Annotated in this window: 25 protein-coding genes and 1 pseudogene; 16 read left to right on the top strand and 10 right to left on the bottom strand. The window is 49.7% G+C overall.

The window, feature by feature from the left end; genetic code table 11:
- Positions 1–142 (bottom strand): annotated as a pseudogene (locus ACJAYR_RS16545) (endonuclease III); the annotation flags it as partial.
- Between the two features lie 69 nt (positions 143–211).
- Between ACJAYR_RS16545 and ACJAYR_RS16540 the strand changes: the two are divergent.
- Complete coding sequence (locus ACJAYR_RS16540; protein WP_415237628.1) at positions 212–706, top strand: DUF2244 domain-containing protein; 495 nt, start codon at positions 212–214, stop codon at positions 704–706.
- Here ACJAYR_RS16540 and dapB read toward each other — a convergent pair.
- The 3 genes from dapB to dnaK all read right to left on the bottom strand — a co-directional run bounded on the left by dapB (position 703) and on the right by dnaK (position 4,765).
- Entirely contained in the window at positions 703–1,506 is an 804-nt protein-coding gene (gene dapB, locus ACJAYR_RS16535) for a 4-hydroxy-tetrahydrodipicolinate reductase (protein WP_415237629.1), read from the bottom strand. The two genes, ACJAYR_RS16540 and dapB, sit on opposite strands and share 4 nt — an antisense overlap.
- A 96-nt stretch (positions 1,507–1,602) precedes the next feature.
- Complete coding sequence (dnaJ, locus tag ACJAYR_RS16530; protein ID WP_169543508.1) at positions 1,603–2,736, bottom strand: molecular chaperone DnaJ; 1,134 nt, start codon at positions 2,734–2,736, stop codon at positions 1,603–1,605.
- A 106-nt stretch (positions 2,737–2,842) separates the two neighbouring features.
- Positions 2,843–4,765, bottom strand: a complete 1,923-nt coding sequence (gene dnaK, locus ACJAYR_RS16525) for a molecular chaperone DnaK (protein ID WP_415237627.1) — start codon at positions 4,763–4,765, stop codon at positions 2,843–2,845.
- Positions 4,766–5,034: 269 nt separating this feature from the next.
- On the opposite strand from dnaK, the gene rarD reads away from it, so the two are divergent.
- Positions 5,035–5,979, top strand: a complete 945-nt coding sequence (rarD, locus tag ACJAYR_RS16520; protein ID WP_415237626.1) for an EamA family transporter RarD — start codon at positions 5,035–5,037, stop codon at positions 5,977–5,979.
- A 48-nt stretch (positions 5,980–6,027) separates the two neighbouring features.
- Here the strand turns inward: rarD and grpE are convergent, their stop codons facing one another.
- Positions 6,028–6,687: a nucleotide exchange factor GrpE gene (gene grpE, locus ACJAYR_RS16515; protein WP_415237625.1), complete on the bottom strand. Its 660-nt coding sequence runs from the start codon at positions 6,685–6,687 to the stop codon at positions 6,028–6,030.
- Between the two features lie 27 nt (positions 6,688–6,714).
- The gene (hrcA, locus tag ACJAYR_RS16510; RefSeq protein WP_415237624.1) at positions 6,715–7,740 is read right to left on the bottom strand and encodes a heat-inducible transcriptional repressor HrcA; all 1,026 of its coding nucleotides are present in this window, start codon (positions 7,738–7,740) and stop codon (positions 6,715–6,717) included.
- A 155-nt stretch (positions 7,741–7,895) separates the two neighbouring features.
- Between hrcA and rph the strand changes: the two genes are divergently transcribed.
- The 3 genes from rph to hemW are packed head-to-tail and all read left to right on the top strand — an operon-like array spanning position 7,896 to position 10,391.
- On the top strand, positions 7,896–8,615 hold the full coding sequence (gene rph / locus ACJAYR_RS16505) for a ribonuclease PH (RefSeq protein WP_415237623.1): 720 nt from the start codon (positions 7,896–7,898) through the stop codon (positions 8,613–8,615).
- Positions 8,612–9,232, top strand: a complete 621-nt coding sequence (gene rdgB / locus ACJAYR_RS16500) for an RdgB/HAM1 family non-canonical purine NTP pyrophosphatase (protein ID WP_415237622.1) — start codon at positions 8,612–8,614, stop codon at positions 9,230–9,232. Before rph ends, rdgB begins: the two co-directional genes overlap by 4 nt.
- Positions 9,210–10,391, top strand: coding sequence for a radical SAM family heme chaperone HemW (gene hemW / locus ACJAYR_RS16495; RefSeq protein WP_415237621.1), 1,182 nt, complete (start codon positions 9,210–9,212; stop codon positions 10,389–10,391). The genes rdgB and hemW overlap by 23 nt, the downstream gene beginning before the upstream one ends.
- Here the strand turns inward: hemW and ACJAYR_RS16490 are convergent.
- Positions 10,384–11,865: a penicillin-binding protein activator gene (locus ACJAYR_RS16490; protein WP_415237620.1), complete on the bottom strand. Its 1,482-nt coding sequence runs from the start codon at positions 11,863–11,865 to the stop codon at positions 10,384–10,386. The two genes, hemW and ACJAYR_RS16490, sit on opposite strands and share 8 nt — an antisense overlap.
- A 117-nt stretch (positions 11,866–11,982) precedes the next feature.
- On the opposite strand from ACJAYR_RS16490, the gene ACJAYR_RS16485 reads away from it, so the two are divergent.
- From ACJAYR_RS16485 to gshB, 3 genes are all read left to right on the top strand, one after another.
- Positions 11,983–12,363, top strand: a complete 381-nt coding sequence (locus ACJAYR_RS16485) for a YraN family protein (RefSeq protein WP_415237619.1) — start codon at positions 11,983–11,985, stop codon at positions 12,361–12,363.
- Positions 12,364–12,434: 71 nt separating this feature from the next.
- Positions 12,435–13,031, top strand: coding sequence for a BON domain-containing protein (locus ACJAYR_RS16480; RefSeq protein WP_415237618.1), 597 nt, complete (start codon positions 12,435–12,437; stop codon positions 13,029–13,031).
- Between the two features lie 70 nt (positions 13,032–13,101).
- Positions 13,102–14,040, top strand: coding sequence for a glutathione synthase (gene gshB, locus ACJAYR_RS16475; RefSeq protein WP_415237617.1), 939 nt, complete (start codon positions 13,102–13,104; stop codon positions 14,038–14,040).
- Positions 14,041–14,060: 20 nt separating this feature from the next.
- On the opposite strand, the gene ACJAYR_RS16470 is transcribed toward gshB, so the two are convergent.
- Positions 14,061–14,564: a MarR family winged helix-turn-helix transcriptional regulator gene (locus tag ACJAYR_RS16470; RefSeq protein ID WP_415237616.1), complete on the bottom strand. Its 504-nt coding sequence runs from the start codon at positions 14,562–14,564 to the stop codon at positions 14,061–14,063.
- Between the two features lie 94 nt (positions 14,565–14,658).
- On the opposite strand from ACJAYR_RS16470, the gene ACJAYR_RS16465 reads away from it, so the two are divergent.
- The 3 genes from ACJAYR_RS16465 to ACJAYR_RS16455 all read left to right on the top strand — a co-directional run bounded on the left by ACJAYR_RS16465 (position 14,659) and on the right by ACJAYR_RS16455 (position 17,623).
- Positions 14,659–15,084: a PACE efflux transporter gene (locus tag ACJAYR_RS16465; protein WP_415237615.1), complete on the top strand. Its 426-nt coding sequence runs from the start codon at positions 14,659–14,661 to the stop codon at positions 15,082–15,084.
- Between the two features lie 84 nt (positions 15,085–15,168).
- On the top strand, positions 15,169–16,695 hold the full coding sequence (locus tag ACJAYR_RS16460) for a YifB family Mg chelatase-like AAA ATPase (protein ID WP_415237614.1): 1,527 nt from the start codon (positions 15,169–15,171) through the stop codon (positions 16,693–16,695).
- Between the two features lie 151 nt (positions 16,696–16,846).
- Positions 16,847–17,623 (top strand): substrate-binding periplasmic protein, encoded by a 777-nt coding sequence (locus tag ACJAYR_RS16455; protein ID WP_415237613.1) that lies wholly within the window; start codon positions 16,847–16,849, stop codon positions 17,621–17,623.
- A 6-nt stretch (positions 17,624–17,629) separates the two neighbouring features.
- Here ACJAYR_RS16455 and ACJAYR_RS16450 read toward each other — a convergent pair whose 3' ends face one another.
- On the bottom strand, positions 17,630–18,418 hold the full coding sequence (locus ACJAYR_RS16450; RefSeq protein ID WP_415237612.1) for a tetratricopeptide repeat protein: 789 nt from the start codon (positions 18,416–18,418) through the stop codon (positions 17,630–17,632).
- A gap of 169 nt (positions 18,419–18,587) precedes the next feature.
- Between ACJAYR_RS16450 and ACJAYR_RS16445 the strand changes: the two genes are divergently transcribed.
- From ACJAYR_RS16445 to ACJAYR_RS16430, 4 genes are read left to right on the top strand one after another with little or no spacing between them, the layout of a single operon-like run.
- Positions 18,588–19,322, top strand: coding sequence for an SIMPL domain-containing protein (locus ACJAYR_RS16445; protein ID WP_415237611.1), 735 nt, complete (start codon positions 18,588–18,590; stop codon positions 19,320–19,322).
- Between the two features lie 9 nt (positions 19,323–19,331).
- Complete coding sequence (locus tag ACJAYR_RS16440; RefSeq protein ID WP_415237610.1) at positions 19,332–20,192, top strand: SDR family oxidoreductase; 861 nt, start codon at positions 19,332–19,334, stop codon at positions 20,190–20,192.
- 47 nt (positions 20,193–20,239) lie between these two features.
- Positions 20,240–20,821, top strand: coding sequence for a TetR/AcrR family transcriptional regulator (locus ACJAYR_RS16435; RefSeq protein ID WP_415237609.1), 582 nt, complete (start codon positions 20,240–20,242; stop codon positions 20,819–20,821).
- 5 nt (positions 20,822–20,826) lie between these two features.
- Positions 20,827–21,219, top strand: coding sequence for a hypothetical protein (locus tag ACJAYR_RS16430; RefSeq protein WP_415237608.1), 393 nt, complete (start codon positions 20,827–20,829; stop codon positions 21,217–21,219).
- A gap of 3 nt (positions 21,220–21,222) precedes the next feature.
- Here ACJAYR_RS16430 and ACJAYR_RS16425 read toward each other — a convergent pair whose 3' ends face one another.
- Entirely contained in the window at positions 21,223–21,804 is a 582-nt protein-coding gene (locus ACJAYR_RS16425) for a TlpA disulfide reductase family protein (protein WP_415237607.1), read from the bottom strand.
- 39 nt (positions 21,805–21,843) lie between these two features.
- On the opposite strand from ACJAYR_RS16425, the gene ACJAYR_RS16420 reads away from it, so the two are divergent.
- The coding region (locus ACJAYR_RS16420; RefSeq protein WP_415237606.1) for a lyase family protein at positions 21,844–22,142 on the top strand (299 nt) is incomplete at its 3' end.

Genomic DNA, 22,142 nt, shown 5'->3' with positions numbered 1-22,142 from the left:
TGACCCCAACATCCGTTGCCTGTGCAGAAAGAACAACTGCAACCAGCAGGGTAAACGGGTTTACGTAATCCAACTCACCTTTCGGTTCTGGATTGGCTTCGCTCATACGGCGAAAAAATTCGTTTATGTCTGCCTTTTTCATAGTATTGTTATTGGCATAGTCCTGCCTTCTCTGCAATGGTGTAATCCAGCAGCCGGAAAGATGTGAGCCATGACAACAGCCTCAAATGATGCACGAACAGAGGGAGTGAGAGCCGACTTTTCGGTTATCCTGCATCCACATCGCAGTCTGTCGCCTAAAGCGTTTCTGATCTTGATGCTGTTTATCGCAGGTGTCAGCTTTGTAACCGGATTTGTGTTTCTGCTCATGGGAGCCTGGCCGGTCGTCGGTTTTTTTGGGCTGGATGTCTTGCTGATTTACCTTGCCTTTAAATATAACTACAAGGCCGGGCGGCAATGTCAGATTGTTGATCTGACAGAGGGTAACTTACGCGTTCGTCACATCACGCCGGATGGAAAAGAGACCCGGCAATCGTTTGAAGCCTATTGGGCCCGTGCCGAAATCGAAAAAGAAAAACTGTATATTTTATGTCGGCAGGATCGTGTTGAAATCGGGGAATTTCTGATTGAAGACGAAAAGAATGCGGTAAAGGGCGAGCTGGACGCAGCCCTCTACCGATATCGAAATGGCGCCGTCTTTACTTAGTCTGACAGGCCCAAAACGTCCATCATATCATAATTGCCGGCGGGTTTGTCTTTGGCCCAAAGGGCGGCCCTGACGGCTCCACGGGCGAATATCGACCGATCACCGGCCTTGTGGGTCACTTCAATTATTTCGTTTTCAGCTGCAAATAATACCGTGTGATCACCAACCACGTTGCCGCCCCGCAAGACAGCATAGCCGATATCCCCTTTTTTACGGGCGCCTGTAATGCCGTCCCGTCCACGATCAGCAACAGCATCATGGTCGACACCCCGGCCAGCTGCGGCATATTTTCCCAGAAGAAGTGCTGTGCCAGAAGGGGCATCAACCTTGTGGTGGTGGTGCATTTCAAGAATTTCAATGTCGAAATCATCATCAAGAATGGCGGCAACTTTTTTGGTAAGCTGCGCGAGCAGATTAACACCAAGGCTCATATTTGCCCCTTGAATGATGGTCCCGGCATTTCCGCATTCGCTGATTTCGGCTTGTTCCTCATTGGTTAAACCCGTTGTACCGATAACATGGATTTTTCCGTATTTTTCAGCCAGTTTTGCATGGGCGACGGTGGCAACTGGGGCGGTGAAGTCGATAACCGCATCCATTCGTTCAAACAGATGTTCCGTATCCGTTGAAATCGTGATCCCTAAAGCACCGATATTTGCAAGCTCACCAATATCCTGACCAATAAAAGGAGATGTGTCTGGTTCCGTGCCCCCAGCGACAGTGCAGCCACTGGTTTCACTGATCTGTTTGACCAACATTCGGCCCATACGACCCGCACATCCAACAATCCCGATTTTCATATCGCCCATTTCGCCACCCAAAATTCATTGATTATTGCGGTCTAACACAAAAAACCCCTCTCTGACGAGAGGGGTTTTTATTGTGCGGGTAATTCATCAGTCTTTTAGATCAGCGAGGAAATCCTTAACCCTTGAGAAGAAACCTTCTGATTCAGGGTTATGTTTGCCGCCGCCTTCGGCTTCAAACTCTTTCAGGAGTTCTTTTTGACGTTTGTTCAATTTAACCGGCGTCTCCACAGTGATGTGGATGTACATGTCCCCGCTTTCAGAGGAATTCATGATCGGCATACCTTTACCGCGCAACCGGTATTTGCGCCCGGACTGCGACCCTTCAGTGATGCTTACTTTAGCGCGCGCACCATCCAGCGTCGGAACCTCGATATCACCGCCCAGTGCCGCGGTTGTCATCGGAATTGGGACGCGGCAATGCAGGTTCTGTCCGTCGCGTTGAAAAATTCTGTGATCGGCCACGGACAGGAAGATATACAAGTCGCCCGGCATACCACCATGACGACCGGCTTCGCCTTCACCCGACAAGCGGATGCGGTTGCCATCATCAACACCGGCTGGAATATTGATCGATAAGGTTTTTTCTTTCTCGATCGCGCCTTCACCGCGGCATTTCCCGCATGGTTTTTCGATCACGCGCCCTTGGCCATGGCAGCTTGGGCAGGTTCGTTCTATTGTAAAGAAGCCCTGCTGGGCGCGGACTTTACCATGCCCCTGACAAGTGCCGCAGCTGACGGGTGAGGACCCTTCAGCGGCTCCACTGCCGTCGCATTCATCACATTCGACTGACGTTGGGATCTGGATTTCTGTCTGTTTGCCGTGATAGGCCTCTTCCAGCGAGATTTCCATATTATAGCGCAGATCAGAACCCCGGTTCTGACCACCGCCGCCACGACGGCCACCCATGAAATCACCGAAAAGATCTTCGAAGATATCTGAGAAACCACCTGCGCCGCCGCCCATGCCACCAAAACCGCCGCCGCCCATTCCACCCTGTTCAAAGGCGGCATGGCCATATTGATCATAAGCGGCACGCTTTTGATCATCTTTCAGCACTTCGTAGGCTTCATTGATTTCTTTAAATTTTGCTTCGGCTTCTGCATCTCCGGGATTTTTATCCGGGTGATATTTCATCGCCATTTTACGATAGGCTGATTTTAAAGCCGCCGCGTCAGCGCTCTTGTCTGCGCCGAGTGTTTCGTAATAGTCGGGTTTCGCCATAAGGTCCTACTTAACTGAGTGCCGCCCCGGACCGTTTCTGGTCCGGGGCGGTTTGTTAAAGAACAAGGCTGCAGTTTCAGGGATAAATCCCCAAGCTGGCAAGACCTTACTTGTCTTTCTTGTCGTCTTCGACTTCTTCGAAGTCGGCATCAACGACGTCATCATCTGCAGAAGAGGAGGATGCCTGCCCTTCGCCGCCCGCGTCAGCAGCGTCAGCACCTTCGGCCTGAGCCTGTGCATAAACCGCTTCACCGAGCTTCATGGATGCCTGTTGCAAAGCTTCCATTTTCGCTTTGGTAGCTTCCAGATCGTCACCGTCCTTGACTTCCTTCAGGGCGTCAAGAGCTTCGGTTACAGGACCCTTTACATCGTCGCCAATTGACTCGCCGACTTCTTCGAGGGTTTTTTCTGTTGTGTGAACGAGACTGTCAGCCTGATTCAAAACTTCAACTTTTTCTTTGCGAAGCTTATCTTCAGCGGCATGTTCCTCGGCTTCCTTGACCATCCGTTCGATGTCGTCATCGCTTAGACCACTGGATGCCTGGATCTGAATTTTCTGTTCCTTGCCAGTGCCTTTATCTTTTGCAGAAACATTCACGATACCGTTGGCATCGATGTCGAATGTCACTTCAATCTGCGGCACACCGCGCGGTGCAGAAGGAATTTCAGTTAGATCGAAATTGCCAAGGATCTTGTTGTCCGCGGCCATTTCACGTTCACCCTGGAAAACCCGGATGGTAACCGCTGACTGGTTGTCTTCTGCAGTCGAAAATGTCTGGCTTTTCTTGGTCGGAATTGTTGTATTCCGATCAATCAGGCGAGTAAAGACGCCGCCCAGAGTTTCGATGCCCAAGGACAGTGGTGTTACGTCGAGCAGAAGAACGTCTTTCACGTCACCCTGCAGAACACCAGCCTGAATAGCAGCACCCATGGCAACAACTTCGTCCGGGTTCACACCTTTATGAGGTTCGCGACCAAAGAACTGCTGAACAGTTTCCTGAACCTTCGGCATACGGCTCATACCACCGACAAGAATGACTTCGTCGATTTCGCCTTTCTGCAAGCCAGCATCTTTCAACGCTTTTTCACAAGGGGCCAATGTCCGTTTGATGAGATCCGCGACCAGTTTTTCGAACTGGGCCCGTGTCAGCTTAAGCTGCATATGTTTCGGGCCTGAAGCATCTGCAGTGATAAACGGCAGATTGATATCTGTTGCCTGACTTGAGGACAGTTCAACTTTCGCTTTTTCTGCGGCTTCTTTCAGGCGCTGCAACGCCATCTTGTCGCCCCGCAGATCAATTCCGTTTTCTTTTTGGAATTCGTCAGCGAGATAATCAACAAGTTTCAGGTCGAAGTCTTCACCACCGAGGAAAGTATCACCATTGGTGGAGCGAACTTCAAAAACGCCATCGCCGATTTCAAGGATTGAGACGTCAAATGTACCACCGCCCAAGTCAAAGACAGCAATGACCTGATTGGCTTTATCCATACCATAAGCCAGTGCAGCGGCTGTTGGCTCGTTGATAATACGAAGCACTTCCAGACCAGCGATCTTACCGGCGTCTTTCGTTGCCTGACGCTGCGCATCGTTAAAGTAGGCAGGGACCGTAATAACGGCCTGATTAACGGGCTCACCCAGATAATCTTCGGCAGTTTCTTTCATTTTACCAAGAATGAAAGCCGAGATCTGGCTTGGAGAATATTTTTCTCCCTGAGCTTCTACCCACGCATCCCCATTATCGGCTTTGATAATGTTGTAAGGAACCATTTCCTTATCTTTTTGGGTGGTCTTGTCATCGAACTGACGTCCGATCAGACGCTTGATTGCAAATAGGGTGTTTTCAGGGTTTGTGACCGCTTGACGTTTGGCCGCCTGACCAACGAGCTTTTCACCGTCAGCTGTGAACGCCACCATAGACGGAGTGGTACGGGCGCCTTCTGAGTTTTCGATCACCTTGGCATCTTTGCCGTCCATGACAGAGATGCAGGAGTTTGTGGTACCTAAGTCAATACCGATTACTTTAGCCATTTTATCCTCTTTTCAATTGGCAGACCATTACGACCAATTCATGCACCGCAATGATCCCCGGGACTAATCACAATTACTTTTCATGGAGTATATAGGTGTGTTGAATGCTCAGTGCAAGATGTCGATTGGACCTGCAAGCTGTATTTATCGAACATTTTTTGTGCATGCTTCATAATCTTGCGGCTTCACAGTCTTTTACGTATTTTCTTTACGCGAATGCGGGGGTTTGATAATCGAAAGACCCCTCGCTTTTGCAAACTGGATTTTCTGTGTCAAACCAATCGTCTGAAAATATGGATATCGCTGCGTCTTCAGCCGATAAAAGAAGAACCACCCATGGATTGCTTGCCGCCTTTGGTGCTTTCTTCAGTTGGGGAATTTTCCCGTTATATTTTAAAAGCTTTGGTGACGTTCCCGCCCTTGAAATCATGGCCCACCGAATTGTCTGGTCTTTGGTGTTCGTTGGACTGATTGTTCTGGTTGGGAAGCGGATTTCCCAGTTGAAAGAGGCTGTTACCAACAAAAAGACCCTGATGGTCTTTGCGGCGACGACCTTGCTGATCGGGATAAACTGGCTGACCTTCGTTTGGGCGATTTCAGTCGACAGACTGTTAGAGGCAAGTCTGGGATATTATATCAATCCCCTGGTTAGCGTTGTGCTTGGGATGCTGTTTTTGAAAGAACGGCTTAACAGGTGGCAGATTGTGGCCGTTGCCTTTGCGACCTGCGCTGTGATCTGGTTGACCGTGCAGGCGGGGGCCTTACCCTGGGTGTCACTGGTTCTGGCATTTTCTTTTGGTTTTTATGGGCTGCTGCGCAAGATGCTGACAACTGAATCAGCGGTTGGCCTGGCTGTGGAAACAGCTCTGCTTGCCCCGATTTCTGCCGCTTATATCGTGTATCTGATGATGAGTGGTACGGTGATGGGCGGGGACGGCAATACACATAGCTATGATTTGCCCAACTTCCTTTTGTTTTTTGGCACCGGGATTGTTACGGCGATGCCGTTAATCCTGTTTTCAATGGGGGCCCAGCGTCTGCGTTTGGGGACGGTCGGACTGATGCAGTATATTGCCCCGTCCATGCATGTTGTTCTCGCCGTTCTCGTATTTAAAGAACCGGTTTCAGACGCGCAAATCGGGGCCTTCATCTTTATTTGGATCGGACTGATTATTTATAGCTGGGATGGTATACGAAACCGGAAAAAGTCATAAAAAAGAGGCGCTGCAAAGCAACGCCTCTTGGTCTGTATGGACGACACTTTACGCTGATTGATCGACTTTAACGGCCTTTTTCTGACCGCCTTTTGCCACACCAACGAGAGCGGGGCGCAATAAGCGACCGGAAATCACGTAACCAGATTGAACAACCTGAAGAACAGTTCCCGGTTCAACCTCCGGATTTTCAATTTCGAACATTGCCTGATGGAAGTTTGGATCAAATTTTTGACCTTCGGCTTCGACAGGTTCGATTTTGTGCTTTCCAAAAGTGCTGATCAGTTCCGCGTCCGTCATTTCAACGCCTGTAAGCAGTGTCTTTACGGCTTCGTCTTCACGGCTTTCAGCGGGCACACTTTCAAGCGCTCGTCTTAAATTATCAGAGACACTCAGCATATCACGGGCGAATTTCGTGATCGCATAATTGTGCGCGTCTTCTTTTTCTTTTTCCGAACGGCGTCTGATGTTCTCGGTTTCCGCCATTGCCCGGAGCAGTTTTTCCTTCAGATCCGCAATTTCTGCAGCCTGGGTTTCTTCCACGGACAGTTCTTTTTCCGCTGATGCCTCTTCGGCCTGATTTAGGGCTTCCACAGCAGCATCCTCGAGGGCTGATTGATCCTCTTCCAGACCTGATGCATTTGCTGTATCAATCTGGTCTTCGGGACGGGCATCCTTGTCCTGAGAATTCGGGTTTTTATCACTCATCTGCTTCAATCCTGTCTACACTTCTTTTTAGTCCAGCAGTCGTCCAATAACTTTTGCCGTATAATCCACCATCGGAATGATCCGGGCATAATTTAACCGCGTAGGTCCGATCACACCAACCACGCCAACGACCTGGTTACGACTGTTCTGATAGGGAGAAATAATCATTGATGTGCCGGAAAGCGAGAAAAGATTGTTCTCGGACCCAATAAAAATTCGCACACCATCGCCACCCTCTGCCAATTCCAACAACTTAATCCGTTCTCGGCCAGCTTCAAGGGTGTCGAACAGTTGTTTTATTTTTTCCAGCTCTTCCAGTGCATGAACATCCTGTAATAAGTTCGAATGCCCGCGAACAATCAGGGTTTCCTTGCCTCCCCAGCTTGCAATCCCGGATTCAACCACTTTTTGCGTGAGCGCATCAAGTTGAGCCTGGTGACTGGTCAGTTCCGAGGCAATTTCTCTCTTTACCTCACTGAGTGTTCGGCCCATCAAGCGGGCGTTCATATAGTTTGAGGCTTCCTGCAGGGCAGATACTGAAAGTCCGGGCGGGATTTCAATGGTCCGGTTTTCCACCAGACCATCAGCCGTCACAATAATGACCAGAGCCTTGTTCACGCCCAAACGGACAAATTCGATCTGTTTTACAGGACTGTCACTTTTGGGAGCCATCACCAGACCGGCACAGTTGGACAGGCCAGACAACATTGTTGTTGCATCGGTCAGGACTTCTTCCAGGTTTTTGCCCTCTACGGCACATCGGGCCTTGATATCGGCCCGTTCTGATTCGGTTAGATTGCCGACTTCAAGCAACCCATCCACGAAAAGCTGCATTCCGGCCTGCGTGGGCAGGCGCCCTGCGGAGACATGCGGAGAATACAGAAGGCCCGCATCCACAAGATCAGCCATTACATTGCGGATGGATGCCGGGGACAGGTCAAGGGTTCCCAGACGCGATAGCGTCCGCGAGCCAACCGGCTCTCCGGTTTGGACATAGGTTTCCACAATAATGCGGAAAATCTCTCTGCTACGTTCGTTAAGTTCCTGTATCATCTTCGCCTTTTCCATGAACAAAAATGCTGATTGTGGGTTCACGTCACGATCAATGATTGTTGAATGAAATGTAGTGATGGCAGAGCCTTGCGTCAATTGGGCCGACAGAGTACAAGAAAGTCAAATTGACCCGATATTATTTCCGAGGATTGAACATGCGTCCATCAGGTAGACAAGCAGACCAGCTTAGATCCATTACTTTAGAGCCCGGATATTCCAAAAATGCCGAAGGTTCGTGCTTCATCAAAGCTGGCGATACGCACGTTCTGTGTACAGCCAGTATTGAAGAACGAGTGCCTCCTTTTCTGCGCAACACCGGTAAAGGGTGGGTGACGGCTGAATATGGTATGCTGCCCCGCTCAACAGGGTCGCGCATGGGTCGCGAGGCCGCCCGCGGAAAACAGCAGGGCCGGACCGTTGAAATTCAACGTCTGATCGGCCGCTCGCTACGGGCCGTTGTTGACATGGAAGGTTTTGGCGAGCGTCAGATTGTTGTGGATTGTGACGTCATTCAGGCGGACGGCGGAACAAGAACCGCCTCCATCACCGGCGCTTATGTTGCCTTGTATCAAGCATTTGAATCCCTGGTGGAGGCCGGTAAGATTCTTGAAGTGCCGATGAAGGCGCAGGTTGCTGCCGTATCTTGCGGTATTTACAAAGGCAAACCTGTCCTTGATCTGGATTATCCTGAGGATAGCAATGCGCAGGCAGATGCGAATTTTGTTCTGGCATCAGATGGCCGCATTATTGAAATTCAGGGAACAGCAGAAGAAGATCCGTTCTCTGAAGCTCAGTTCATGTCCTTGTTTTCGCTGGCTAAAAGTGGCGTAACAGAACTCTGTTCCATGCAACGTGAAGTTTTGGGTATCAAATGAGCCATCGTCAGTTTTCCGGTAAAAAGCTGGTTGTTGCCAGCCACAATATGGGGAAAGTCCGGGAGATCCGGGACTTGCTTCTGGAGTATGGTGTTGAGCCGATTTCAGCCGGAGAACTGGGCCTGCCTGAACCGATCGAAGACGGAGCGACCTTTATTGCCAATGCCGAGATAAAATCGTTAGCCGCGGCACGGGCGTCTGGCGAAATTGCCCTGAGTGACGATAGCGGCTTTGCGGTTGAAGCCTTAAAGGGTGACCCGGGTATTTATTCTGCCAGATGGGCCGGACCGACGAAAGACTTCTCGGTTGCGATGGCACTGGTAAAGGAAAAGCTGGATGAAACTGGGGCGTTTGTCGCTGGTGATTTAAAGGCTTCATTTTTCTGTGCCTTGTCTCTTGCCTGGCCGGATGGGCATACTGAAACATTCGAAGGGCGAATCGACGGTCGTTTTAACTGGCCGCCTCGCGGCGACAATGGTTTTGGTTATGATCCAGTTTTCACGCCAACAGGCCATGACCTCACTTTTGCAGAAATGCAGCCCGAAGATAAATTAGCGATAAATCACCGGGCGGATGCTTTTCGGCAGTTGATCGATGCCTGCTTTGCAAAGGCATAACCGACCAGATCCCGGCTTTGGCATTTATTTCCATTGGCCGTTTTGCCGAAAGAAGTGCCCTTACTGTGATTTCAACAGTCATGTCAGGGACACCGTCGATCAGGCGGTTTGGGCAGATGCGCTCCTCACCGAACTGGACTGGTTTACGGACCGTTCGGATCGTCAGACGGTTACCAGCATTTTTTTTGGTGGTGGAACGCCGTCCCTTATGATGCCAGAAACCGTTTCCCGTTTGATTGAGGGGGTTAAACAACGTTTTTCGGTGGCCGATGATCTTGAAATTAGTCTGGAAGCCAACCCGACATCGGCAGAAGCGTCTTTTTTTCAAGGATATAGGGCGGCCGGAGTGACCCGACTGTCCATGGGGGTGCAGTCCCTGTCGGATGACGCGTTGCTGTTTCTCGGCCGGGAACATTCGGTTCAGGAGGCCCTGAAAACCATTGAACTTGCCCGCTCCGTCTTTCCAAATATCTCGTTTGATTTGATATATGCGCTGCCGGGTCAGACCCTGAAAGCGTGGGAAGCTGATTTGCACGAAGCGCTGAAACTGGCTGGGGATCACCTGTCTTTGTATCAACTGACAATCGAGCCCAATACAGGCTTTGCCGGTTCGGTTCGGCGCGGTGAATTTTCCCTGCCCAAGGACGAACTTGCGGAAGCTATGTTTGAACGGACGCAGGACATTTGTGCGGATGCAGGCTTACCCGCCTATGAGATTTCCAATCACGCACGGCCGGGTTTTGAATGCCGCCATAACCTGACTTATTGGCGCTATGGTGCCTATCTCGGTATTGGACCCGGTGCCCATGGACGGGTTTTGCTCGGCGGAGACCGAACGGCGTTTGAGCAGGAGAAAAAGCCTGAAAAATGGCTTCAAACCGTTCAGAAACAAGGCCATGGAACCAAAGCGAGCTTTTTGGTTGAAACGCCAGAAGAAAAAGCAGAAGAATTGTTGTTAATGGGCCTTCGGTTGTCTGAAGGGGTCTGGTTTGAAAATTTTGAAGTGGCTACCGGGAAGTCCTTTTATGATCTGATCAAAAAAGACCGCCTGGAGAAGCTTGTAGAAGCCGGCTTTTTGGCCGTCGACGAAAAAGCTCTGAAAGCAACAGATGAAGGCCGTTTCGTTTTAAACGCGGTGTTGGCCGATCTTCTTAGTTGATCAAGGCTTCGAAAGACGCAGGAGCGGCTTCAAGAAGTTCCAGATCCTGCTGGCCGACAATCATTACCGCCAGCCCGCGTTCAGCAACGCCGGTAGGTAAAAATCGGAACACGCCATTATAGCCCGAAAAACCATCCTTGTTTTCCAGAACCTCGCGGCTGAATTTTGCCGCATTTTCTTCTAGCGCCAACAAACCGGACAACGCCGTTACGTCATACGCCAGACTGGAAATGCGCGGTGGTGTGTAGCCATACAAACCGGCAAAACGTTGCTGGAATTGTTCAGTTTTGACCGGGTCTGGTGCCGCAAACCACCCGCCAACCAACGCCGGTTCAGTTGTCAGGCGTCGGTCTGCCCACAGGCCCGTGCCGATGAACTGGACTTGCGTCGGGTCCACATCATAGTAAGACAGAAGCGGGGCCAACTCTCTCAAACGTTGTCCGCCTTCAGGGATGATTAAGGCATCAAAGGAAACATCGCCGATGGTATCCAGTTTGGATAATTCCTTCAGCTTGGCCTTTGACGCAGCGTCCGTTTTTCCTTTTAATTTGTTTATTTCCTGACGCAACTGCCAGGCGCGCGCGTCGTAATTTGCAATATCCTTGGCGATGGCCTGGAGTTCTTCCGATCCCGGCTGCAGATTTGCCGGATATCTTAATACCCGATCAAGGGTAAGGCCAAGCCGTGCACTTTCCTGCCGCACCGAGGCAACAACTGTATCGCCATACGGGGATTCAGGGGCGAGGATAGCGAATCTTGCGAGGCCCTGCCGGTAAGAATAATCCATAATCCGGTTGATTTGTTGCCCGGCCGTCAGGCCCATCAGGTAAACACCGTCTCCTGCAACGGCGGTATCCGTTGAAAAGGCCAGAACGTTAATGTTGTTGGCAGCGGCAATCGGACGGACCGCCTGGACAGAGCCTGAAAATAAGGGACCCAGAATAATTTCTGCCCCTTCACCGGTTGCATTGAGGGCAGCCTCGCGGGCACCTTCAGGCGTACCTTTTGTGTCATAAGGCAACAGGTGAAGTTTTTTATTGCCATGATCAAACAACGCCATGTAGGCCGCTTTCAGAAGATCGTTACCGATTTTCTCGTATTGGCCGGTCAGGGGCAGCAGGATCGCCATCCGAATTGTTCCAACCTCGTCAGAAAACCCGGGAGGGCGCAACGAGAAGGCGGGCTGGTTGTTGAGGGCGTTTTGTTGAATTTCTTCTGCCAGTTGTTCGGCGAGCAATGCTTCTGCCCGTTTTTTCTCGGCGAGCATTTCAGCTTCAGAAGGAGATGCTTTTTGTGCCTCGTCTGTGGTAGCCTTTGTTTCAGCCGTTGTTTCTGTTTTTTCTGTATTGGTCGCTGGACCCTGACCGAGTGTCTGACAGCCGCTGAGTATTCCGGCCATAAGCGCACCGATCAGAAGAGGGCTGATCAATTGCCTTAAACCTGTACGGCACTGTAATGGTAAACACGCTTTCACGGGGTTTGCTCCTGACAACTTCACTCTGATGGTCTTTAAAATAGGGGCCCAGCGTACAACGCGGCAAGTAAATAGTTAAGGTCCAACCCTATCGAAACAATGAACTGGGGCGATTATATGACGAAAGTCTCTAAAAATAAGCTTAAACGAAGACGGCAGCTCGCCGTTTTGAAAGGAGCGATTGCCGAGAGCCTTGCGGTTTTTTTTCTTCGGTTAAAAGGATATAGAATTCTGGCGCGTCGGTTCAAACGGCCGGTCGGGGAAATTGATATCATAGCGTGCAAAGGCAAGACACTTGTCGCCGCCGAAGTTAAAAGCCGCACCACTGTTGAAGAGGCCCTGCATTCTATTCATACGAAACAAAGGCGCCGTATATCCCGTGCGATGGAAGCCTTTATCGCCAGTCATCCTGATATGGATCGCCTTGATATCCGTTTTGACGTTCTGTTGGTGACATCCTTTGTAAAATTTCCCGTTCATCTGGAGAATGCCTGGTAAGAAAAGGTTCTGGCTTTATCTTTTTTTGTTTGGCGATATAGTTTGTCTCAAAGAATTAGAGGCGTATTTTTATGAAGAGTATTGTGTTTGTCGGAATGGCCATCCTCGCACTTGTGCAATTGTCAGGGTGCACTCCGCTTGGTGTGGTCGTGGGGGGAGCCGCTGCGGCCGGACTTGTCGCTGTGGAGGAGCGGTCCGTTGAAGATGCGGTTAAAGACGCCGGAATAAAAGTCTCCATTATTGATGCTCTTTTCCAGGAAAGTGAAAGCCTGTTTGTTGATGTTTCAACAACGGTGATCGAGGGCCGCGTTCTCGTGACGGGAGAAGTCCCGACAGAGGAAGATCGAATTACTGCGACGCGTCTGATCTGGCAAGTGAAGGGTGTCCAGCAGGTTTTGAACGAGCTTCAGGTGAGCAATAAAGAAACGGTTTCGTCAACGGCCGGTGATAGCTGGATCACGACAAAACTGAAGGGGCGACTCATTCAGGATCTGGATGTGAAACATGTAAATTATGCCATTGATACGGTTAATCGGGTTGTATATTTGTTTGGCATTGCACAGGATCAAAAAGAGCTGGACCGGGTTTACCTTCATGCCCGTGATATTTCCGGGGTTCGGAAAATTATCAATCATGTTGTGATGAAGGACAGCAGAAAAACAAAATAGAGCCTGTATAACAGGGTTTCTTGAATGTATGCCTAGCCGCGCCAATGCAGATAATAATAGGAATAGAGTAATGAGCCTTACAGTTGCCATCCAGATGGATCCGATTGAAGATGTTGATATCCGTGGAGACAGTACCTTCGTCCTGGCGCTGGAAGCGCAGGCGCGCGGCTATGATCTGTATCACTACGGCCCTCAGGATCTGTCATTATTGGATGGCAAAGTGATTGCAAATGCGCGTCCTTTAAAAGTTCGGCAACAATTGGGGGATCACTTCACCCTCGGTGATGTGGAGCGTATCAATCTTGCTGACACAGACGTGGTGCTGATGCGTCAGGACCCGCCGTTTGATATGTCCTATATCACCGCGACACATTTGCTGGAAAAGATCCATCCGCAAACATTGGTTGTGAATGACCCTGCCAGTGTGCGCAATGCGCCTGAGAAGATTTTCGTGACCCAATTTGAAGGGGTCTTGCCCCCGACGCTGATTTCGTCCGATCTGCGGGAAATCAAGGCGTTTCGGAAAGAACACAAGGATATCATTGTGAAACCCCTGTATGGCAATGGCGGGGCAGGCGTCTTTCACTTGAAGCCGGACGATGAAAATTTGACAGTGGTCCATGAAATGTTCACCGAATTTTACCGTGAACCCATGATTGTTCAGCGGTATTTGCCGGAAGTACGACAGGGGGATAAACGGATTATTCTGGTAGATGGCAAGCCGGTCGGCGCTATTAATCGAGTACCGGAAGCAGGGGAAAGTCGGTCGAATATGCATGTCGGTGGTCAGGCTTTTGCGTCCACATTAACGCCACGGGAACAGGAATTGTGCGAGATTATCGGGCCGTCCCTCAAGGAACAGGGACAGATTTTTGTTGGTATTGATGTGATCGGGAACTATCTGACCGAAATTAATGTCACGTCGCCCACCGGTTTGCAGGAAATCAATCGATATGATGATGTGAAGCTGGAAGCAACGATCTGGGATTGCATTGAAAGCAAATTGTAAGCGGGCTGGCGATCGGTTCGCTATTCCAGCTTGGCCAGAGCTTGCAGCAAAATCAAACGAAGTTGATCCTTGTCTTTAGACGACAGCGATTTGGTCAATATCGCTTGATCCCCTTTGATCACCGCTGCCATTGACTGTTCAGCAAGATGGGCGCCTGAGGGGGTCAGGCGAACGGGTTTACTTCGGCCGTCCTCACTAGTATTAGGTCTCTCAATATGGCCATTTTCTTCCAAGGTCTTGAGGATTTTTGTCATCCCGCCAGAAGAAATCAGAATGGATCGGTATAATTCGGTTGGTGTGAGCTGATGTGGTGCAGGCATGGCCCGCAACGTGGTCAATACCTCAAACGCGCCGGGTGTCAGATCAAATGACGCCATGATTTTATCAGATTTTTCCCGCACAACATCATTTAGCCGAATGATACCAAGGACGGCTTCCGTCTCGGGTGTCACAGCCTCCGGCCAGTTTTCTTTCATCCGGAGAATAAGGTCCGCCAACGGGATTTTAGCAATCTGATTTGTCACAAAAGTCCTCCTTGCAATCAGAATACAGGTATCTTGACAGAAAGATAGATTTCTCTATATATCTTTCTGGAAAGCTTTTTAGAAAGACAAATTAATGCGAACATTTTGGGACCGTGTGCGACATACCGTGTTGTTTGAATTGATCGCCATCAGTGTTGTCGCGGTGATCGGTGGGTGGGTCCTTGGCCGTCCTGTAGAAGAGATCGGTGCCTTGGGCATTATGATGAGCGCGCTGGCAATGGTCTGGAATATGCTTTTTAATTATCTCTTTGATTTGTGGGATCGGAAGTTTCGGAATTTGGCTCCGAGAACCGTTTTGTTGCGCATCATACACGCTGTTTTGTTTGAAGCCGGTATGTTTGCCGCCGGGTTATTGATTATAATATGGTGGTTGCAGATTGGTGTTATAGAAGCGGTCCTTCTGGATGCTGGCTTTGCCATATTCTTTTTGGTTTATGCCTTCGTTTATAATCTGATTTATGATCAGGTTTTTCCAAGACCCGCTCCATCACCTGTCTAAAAGATTTTTCTAAAAAAGTGAATTATTTTTCATATTATTCGTGCTAGGATTGAAAAATGAAATCAATTCTTCTTGGGGGGAAGAATGCAGGCACGGATCACGACAGTCGCGTTTCAGGGACTGGAAGTTAAAACAGTTTCCGTTCAGGTGTTGATGGCGCAGGGACTACCCGCTTTTACGGTTGTCGGGCTGCCGGATAAATCTGTTGCTGAAAGCCGGGAGAGAGTGCGCGCAGCCCTGACATCCCTTGGGGTAGGTCTACCGCCTAAAAGGATTACGGTTAATCTGGCCCCAGCTGACCTTCCAAAAGAAGGCGCACATTATGATTTACCGATCGCGCTTGGTTTGCTGACGGCGATGGGAATTTTACCGGCAGATGAATTGGAGCGGTTCCTTGTTCTTGGTGAATTATCCCTTGATGGAAGCTGTCAGCCTGTTGCAGGTATTTTGCCAGCTGCTGTTGAGGCCGTATCAAGGGGGCTTGATCTGATTTGTCCGCAATCCTGCGGGAGCGAGGCAACCTGGGCGGGGGATCTTGAAATACTTGCGCCGGGGACCCTGTTGGCGCTGATTAATCACTTTAAAGGAAGTCAGGTTCTCTCGCCACCGGAGCAGGGAGCGATTGAGAGTTCTTCAGACTTCCTGAAAATGGAAGATATTAAAGGACAGGAAACGGCAAAACGGGCGCTGGAAGTCGCAGCCGCAGGTGGTCACAATCTTTTAATGAGCGGCCCGCCAGGATCTGGAAAATCAATGCTTGCAGCCCGTTTGCCCGGTATTTTACCCCCGCTTGATGCCTCGGAGGCTTTGGAAGTCAGCATGATTTCAAGTCTGTCAGGAATGCTGAAAAATGGCGCCCTTTCCCGCAACCGTCCATTTCGGGACCCCCATCATTCTTCTTCTGTGGCGGCAATGGTTGGTGGCGGGCGAAAGGCCAAACCCGGTGAAATTTCCTTATGTCATCTAGGGGTCCTTTTTTTGGATGAACTGCCAGAGTTTGGAAGGCAGGTTCTAGAATCCCTGCGTCAGCCACTGGAGACTGGAAAAGCCGTTGTCGCGCGTGCAAATGCCCATGTGACTTATCCCGCAAGAGTGCAACTGGTCGCGGCGATGAACCCCTGTCGGTGCGGTCACTTGGATGATGCGGAGCAAGCCTGCGCCAGAGCACCGAAATGTGCGATTGATTATCGGTCGAAAATTTCGGGACCGATGTTGGACAGGATCGATTTATTTGTAGATGTTCCGCCAGTCTCCGCGCTGGATCTCACCCTATCGACGCCAAAAGAGACGACAAAGATAATTGCAAAACGGGTTTCTGACGCCCGGACAATCCAGAAATCCCGCTTTAAATCATTGGGTGCCCCGGACCATGTTCGAACCAATGCGGAGGCCGAAGGGATCCTGCTGGAGAAAATAGCAATTCCCGACGGAGAAGGGGAAAAACTGCTCAAAGAAGCCATCGGGGTTTTGAAGCTTTCAGCAAGAGGATATCACCGTGTATTAAAGGTGGCCCGCACGCTAGCGGATTTGGAACAGGTGGAAACACTTCATCATAATCACATTGCAGAAGCCTTGGGATATCGCCGGGCACTTTTTAGTAAAACAAACTAACAGGCTGGAAAATTTGGAGGCCCGAAGGCTTGCCCCGCCGGCGGTTGGATAGCCTACTGTAGGTTGAAGTGCCTGATTTTTAGACGTTTCATCGCATTAGAACACTAAAAAATTGCGTGATGAATGCAGCATTCATCTGTATATTCATAAAATGAGATATTTTTATCCTGTCGCTGCGGTTTTCTTGATTTTGTTTGGTTTGTCGTCGGCACAGGCAAGCATGCCCTCTAAAGTGAGCCTTGCCAAAGCAGACTGGTGTCCGTTCTCATGCCAGAACGATCCGGACCGACCCGGAATTATTCATGAGTATCTTGAAGCCATTTTGAAACCGATGGGTATTGAGGTCACTGTAACGACCTATCCATGGGCGCGTGCCGTGCAATTGGCAACAACCGGAAAAGACGTCCACGGATTGTTGACGGCCGTTTTTGTGGAGGCCCCTGATTTATTGCTGACAAATACGCCGACGGCCTATTATCAAAATTGTTTTTATGGGAAAAAAGACCAGCTGTGGCGATACGAAGGGGTTCGGTCTCTTAAATCAATGCCCGAAAAGCTGGGTGTCATTAAGGGGTATTCCTATGGTCATCCAGTCGATGAATTAATCGCCGATGACACTGGGTCATTGAAGATCCAAAAAGTGAACAGTATTAAGGGGACGGGGCGATTGATTGAGATGCTATCGCGCGGGCGGTTGGCGTTGTTGATGGAAGAACGAAATGTCTATCAATGGTATCTGAAAAGAAACAGCGTTAAAAATCCCGACCTTCAAATTGTGGGTTGTGTTGATCCTCAGCCTTTTTATTTGGCGGTGAACCCCAAACTCAGCTGGAGTGCGGATTTCATTGTGTTTCTGAACAAGGCTTTTGCGGACCCGGCCAACCTTCGCCTTCTTGAAGAGATCAAAGGGCATTATCGCGAGCGCTAGGCGCGATTATTGCTGAACATCCAGTTTTTCAATATTCTTTCGCGCGGTATCTCCCGCTGGGCTATGGGGCGAAAGAGACAGAACCTTCAGCCAATCCTGACGGGCGCCATCGTTATCCCCTGTCAGCCGCCGTAAAATTCCCCGTTCAATCAGGGCATCGGTCAGGTCGGGCTGCAAGGAAAGGGCCAGCTCGATATCTTCGAGAGCCCGTTTGTTGTCTCCCAGCTGACGGAGGGTGGCTCCCCGATAAGCCAGAGCGTCGGGCCGGGTTGGATCAAGCCGGAGGGCAAGATCCAAATCGTCATAGGCTTCCTGATAGTTTTTAGCCTTCGCCAGAATGTGGCTTCGATCTATCAAAAGTTCAATATTTCCCGGTTCCAATTCCAAGGCGGCCGAGGCAACGGCGTTGGCCCGCGGATAATCCTCCGCTAATAGCCACGCATTGGCAGCCTGACTAAGGATGGGAATGACGAAATCAGAGCCTGCCTGTTGCATTTCGTGAGCGAGTTTCTCCAGCCGAGGCGCCGCCAGATGGTACTTTTTCATGCCGACCAGTGCGAGGGCCGCGCAATGCCGGGCTGGAAAGCCCCCCCCTTGGTCGCGCCAGCTTAGTGCAGATTCAAACGCCATCTCTGGCTCTCGTTTGGTAAGCTTGATACAGGACTCGTATTCTGCTGCGTCGTTTGCCATGACCGTGACGCTACCAGTCGTTGACAGAAACAGAACAACCCCCAAACCGATGAGCAATTTTTGGATTGCTTCGCTTTGATTGAAACAAAGAAATCGAGATTTCATAGAGGCCTACCTGACGACAATTCCGGGATATCAATTTCTATATAGGAAGGAAGACAAGAATTCACCCTCTGTCTGGGAATTCATTTGTCTAACAGGAGTGTAATTGCCATAAAAGGGTCTCAATTCGTTCCTAAATGCGAAGACAGGACATTTAATGGAAGGATATCCAATGAAGAAAATCGTTCTTGCAACAGTGGCTGTTATGATGCTGGCACCAACAAGCATTGCACTGGCGGATGATAGCAAGGCTGCGCTGAGCGACCAGATTATCTTGAGCGTGACAAAAGACGGTTGGGTGACAACAAATTCAGCACGGGTATTCGTCGGCTTTGAGATCACGCAACAGAAAGAAACGGCCTCTGAACTCAAAGAACAGATTATGAGTTCGCTGAAAAAGCTTTCTGCCGAAACGGACTGGCATATTACCTCTTCCCGGGAAAACAAGGATCGAACCGGTCTGACGCGCTGGTCTGTTGCCGCTGAGGCAAGAGTGGCAGAAAATGCAATCGCGGGTCTTGCTGACCGTGCCGAAGCTGCGGGCCGCCCCGGTTTCAAAATGACCGTTCGACAGGTCGATTATTCCCCATCTCTTGCGGAGACTGAAAAGCTTAAAAGTGATTTGCGGGCGAAAATTTATGCCGCGGCGGTTGACGAAGCGAACCGTTTGACCAAAGTTATACCAAATCGTTCTTATCGGATTCAGATGGTGGACTTTCAGAATATTGGCTACCAACCACCGCAGATGATGAAAATGATGGCGCGACCTGCTGCCCCACGGATGGAAATGGATGCTTCGTCAGCCAACGCAGGGGGTGGCAATGGTGCCGCGGAACTTGCTGTTTCCAGACGTCATAGCATGTCGGCAACAATCATTCTGACGTCTGATAAAAACTCAGACAAGTAATTAGGATTTATGGTGACCTCTCTTTTTTGTTTCGGTTTTGGCTATACCGCCGGGGAAATAGCCCGCCTTCAACCAGATTGGCGTATTCGGGGTACCACACGGTCATTGACCGCCTCGCCAAATAAAAAAGAGGGAGTGCCGCTCCTGCAGTTCGATGGGCAGGCACCCATTGCGGGTTTTCTGGAAATCGCACAGGATGTCAGCCATATTTTAATCTCCGTGCCGCCCGGTGAAGACGGTGATCCGGTTTATCGGGTCATGGGTGAATTGCTATGTCGCCTGCCCAATCTGAAATGGGTGGGTTATCTGTCGACGACGGGCGTCTACGGCGATCTGGGCGGCGGTGCGGCGACAGAAGAGACGCCTTGTAATCCGTCTGGAATTCGAGGGCAGCGCCGGTTGGACGCAGAGCGGGCCTGGACCCGCCTTTATCAAAAACAGGGGTTGCCCGTTCATATTTTCAGATTGCCTGGCATTTACGGCCCGGGTCGCAACCAACTGGTTTCCCTAAAAGCAGGAAAAGCCCATAGAATTGTCAAGGAAGGGCATGTTTTTTCCCGTATTCATGTCCATGATCTGGCGAGAATTCTGATTGCGTCGATGGAGAAGCCGCATCCGGGAACCGTTTACAATGTCGCCGATGAATATGCCGCTCCGCCGCAGGATGTTGTTACTTATGCTGCGGAATTGTTAGGTATTGATCCACCTCCTTATCAGGATTTTGACACCGCTGAAATGTCGGCGATGGCCCGCAGTTTTTATTCCGATAGTAAAACCATTGTGAACAAAAAAATAAAGGAAGAGCTTGGGATTTCATTTAAATATCCCACATATAAGGAAGGCCTAAAGTCCTTGTCAGGGGATGCATGAGTGTATAAGTAAAAGATTGCCCAAGAGGGTTTTGATTAGGAATAGTGATGGCAAGAACCAAGTGTTTTAACCGTGAAGACGCGTTACAAAAAGCGATGACCGCTTTCTGGTCTCAGGGGTATGAAGCGACTTCAATACAGGATCTCGTGGATTGTATGGGGATTAACCGAGGCAGTCTTTACGATACTTTTGGTGATAAACACTCTTTGTTTCTCGCGGCTTTGGATCAGTATACAGAAACATCGGTCACGCGAAGCTCGGCGCTGCAGCGAGACGGAAACGCCAAACAAATCCTGACAGAATTCCTGCAGGCTTTTATGCTGCGTAATATTGAAGATAAGGATCGGCGTGGCTGTTTTATAACAAATACGGCGATTGAAAGATCCTCTCATGACGAGGACTGTGCGACCCGCATCCGTAATTATTTTTCCAGTGTTGAAAAAGATCTGGAGCAATTGATCGCGCGTGGACAAGCGGCAGGCGAAATTAAAACTTCCCGCGATTCCGCGACGCTGGCGGCGTTTTTTATTGGCGTGATGCAGGGTATTCGGGTCGTGGCCAAAGTGAACCCCACGGAAGAATATTTGCGGCCGCTGGTTGACGTTGCCTTAGCGTCGATCGACGGGTAACGGCAGTGGATTTCTCACAAACAACCCTTGCCTTCTGGTCCTCACTTTTAAATGCGGCTATTTTCCTGAGCCTGATCGCAATTCCGTGGTCAGTGGGAAAATTCAAGCCTTTTGTGATGCTGATCGGTGTCGGCGGACTGGTGATGCTGCTGGGTTTTGATTTCTATGTAGGTGTCAACGCGAACGATTATGATCTGGCATCCGACCTTATGCTGTTGACTGTTTTAAAGGGTGTCTTCTTCTTTTTGATCAGCTTTGCGGCCGAAAAAATATTTCGGACCTTTTTTCAGCGTTCCAAGGAAAAAAACACCCACAAAGAATGGCGTGACGAGGAAATGGCCACGCGGTATGACCGCAATTTCAGAGGTCTGAAAAATCACGATGACACCAAGAAATAAGTCTTATTTCGAACTGGGATTTTCCATTACATAGCGGATCAGATTTTTTGCTTCTTCCGAATCCCATTCCGCTGGACCGATCAATCGACCAAATTCCCGTCCGTTTTTGTCCAGTATCAGGGTTGCCGGTAGTCCAAAAACACCGGTGGAGCGGCCGGAGGTAACAGTTTTATCGTTATAAGCGCCCAGATGCTTAATATTCAGTGCTTTGAGGAATTTTTTCACCTTTTCAATACCCTGAAGGTCTTGACCAATGGCGAGAACGGTAAAGTCATCAGAGCCCATTTCTCCTTGCAGACGGTCGATTGCAGGCATTTCCTTGCGGCACGGAGCACACCATGTCGCCCAGAAATTCAGCAACAGGGTTTTGCCGCGATAGTCAGAAAGCTGGTGGGTCTTACCGTCACCATCAATGAAAGAGAAGTCTTTTATTTCGGGGTTTTTGGAGGAAATAATAAAGTTTTTAACCTCACCGACCTTCAGGCTCTCAACATTTTGGGAGAAAGCGGTTGATGTTACCATCCCAAGGCTTGTAAATGTAAGCAACACGAGAAGGGAAATAGAGAAGAACTTTCTTGTGGTCATATTATAATTAGGTCCAATAGTTAAAAGAGAGCCCGACACATGAGCGCCAATGAGCTTTGGGGTGGCAGATTTGCCAAAGGTCCCGCCGAAATTATGGAACGTATCAATGCCTCCATTGATTTCGATCGCCGCCTTTATGCACAGGATATCGCCGGATCCATGGCTCATTCGAGTATGTTACTCGAACAAGGTATTATAAATAAGGCTGATTGCGAAAAAATACAGGACGGATTGCAGACAATTCTTCGTGAGATTGAAGCGGGTAATTTTAAAACTGATCCTGCCCTTGAAGATATTCATATGCATATTGAGGCTCGGTTGCGCGAAATTATCGGTGA

Source organism: Sneathiella sp., from assembly GCF_047631475.1.
Taxonomy (GTDB): domain Bacteria; phylum Pseudomonadota; class Alphaproteobacteria; order Sneathiellales; family Sneathiellaceae; genus Sneathiella.
Note: the sequence above shows the minus strand (reverse complement) of the source record. Positions and strands in the feature narration are given on the sequence as shown.

Bases quoted from the DNA above. Each gene is read 5' to 3' on its own strand.
- ACJAYR_RS16445 (WP_415237611.1), top strand. From the start codon at position 18,588: ATGAAGAAAATCGTTCTTGCAACAGTGGCTGTTATGATGCTGGCACCA.
- ACJAYR_RS16435 (WP_415237609.1), top strand. From the start codon at position 20,240: ATGGCAAGAACCAAGTGTTTTAACCGTGAAGACGCGTTACAAAAAGCG.
- ACJAYR_RS16440 (WP_415237610.1), top strand. From the start codon at position 19,332: ATGGTGACCTCTCTTTTTTGTTTCGGTTTTGGCTATACCGCCGGGGAA.
- ACJAYR_RS16455 (WP_415237613.1), top strand. From the start codon at position 16,847: ATGAGATATTTTTATCCTGTCGCTGCGGTTTTCTTGATTTTGTTTGGT.
- dnaJ (WP_169543508.1), bottom strand. From the start codon at position 2,736: ATGGCGAAACCCGACTATTACGAAACACTCGGCGCAGACAAGAGCGCT.
- ACJAYR_RS16450 (WP_415237612.1), bottom strand. From the start codon at position 18,418: ATGAAATCTCGATTTCTTTGTTTCAATCAAAGCGAAGCAATCCAAAAA.
- rph (WP_415237623.1), top strand. From the start codon at position 7,896: ATGCGTCCATCAGGTAGACAAGCAGACCAGCTTAGATCCATTACTTTA.
- ACJAYR_RS16540 (WP_415237628.1), top strand. From the start codon at position 212: ATGACAACAGCCTCAAATGATGCACGAACAGAGGGAGTGAGAGCCGAC.
- hrcA (WP_415237624.1), bottom strand. From the start codon at position 7,740: ATGATACAGGAACTTAACGAACGTAGCAGAGAGATTTTCCGCATTATT.
- gshB (WP_415237617.1), top strand. From the start codon at position 13,102: ATGAGCCTTACAGTTGCCATCCAGATGGATCCGATTGAAGATGTTGAT.
- grpE (WP_415237625.1), bottom strand. From the start codon at position 6,687: ATGAGTGATAAAAACCCGAATTCTCAGGACAAGGATGCCCGTCCCGAA.
- ACJAYR_RS16485 (WP_415237619.1), top strand. From the start codon at position 11,983: ATGACGAAAGTCTCTAAAAATAAGCTTAAACGAAGACGGCAGCTCGCC.
- dnaK (WP_415237627.1), bottom strand. From the start codon at position 4,765: ATGGCTAAAGTAATCGGTATTGACTTAGGTACCACAAACTCCTGCATC.
- dapB (WP_415237629.1), bottom strand. From the start codon at position 1,506: ATGAAAATCGGGATTGTTGGATGTGCGGGTCGTATGGGCCGAATGTTG.
- ACJAYR_RS16460 (WP_415237614.1), top strand. From the start codon at position 15,169: ATGCAGGCACGGATCACGACAGTCGCGTTTCAGGGACTGGAAGTTAAA.
- ACJAYR_RS16425 (WP_415237607.1), bottom strand. From the start codon at position 21,804: ATGACCACAAGAAAGTTCTTCTCTATTTCCCTTCTCGTGTTGCTTACA.
- ACJAYR_RS16480 (WP_415237618.1), top strand. From the start codon at position 12,435: ATGAAGAGTATTGTGTTTGTCGGAATGGCCATCCTCGCACTTGTGCAA.
- ACJAYR_RS16465 (WP_415237615.1), top strand. From the start codon at position 14,659: ATGCGAACATTTTGGGACCGTGTGCGACATACCGTGTTGTTTGAATTG.
- hemW (WP_415237621.1), top strand. From the start codon at position 9,210: ATGCCTGCTTTGCAAAGGCATAACCGACCAGATCCCGGCTTTGGCATT.
- rdgB (WP_415237622.1), top strand. From the start codon at position 8,612: ATGAGCCATCGTCAGTTTTCCGGTAAAAAGCTGGTTGTTGCCAGCCAC.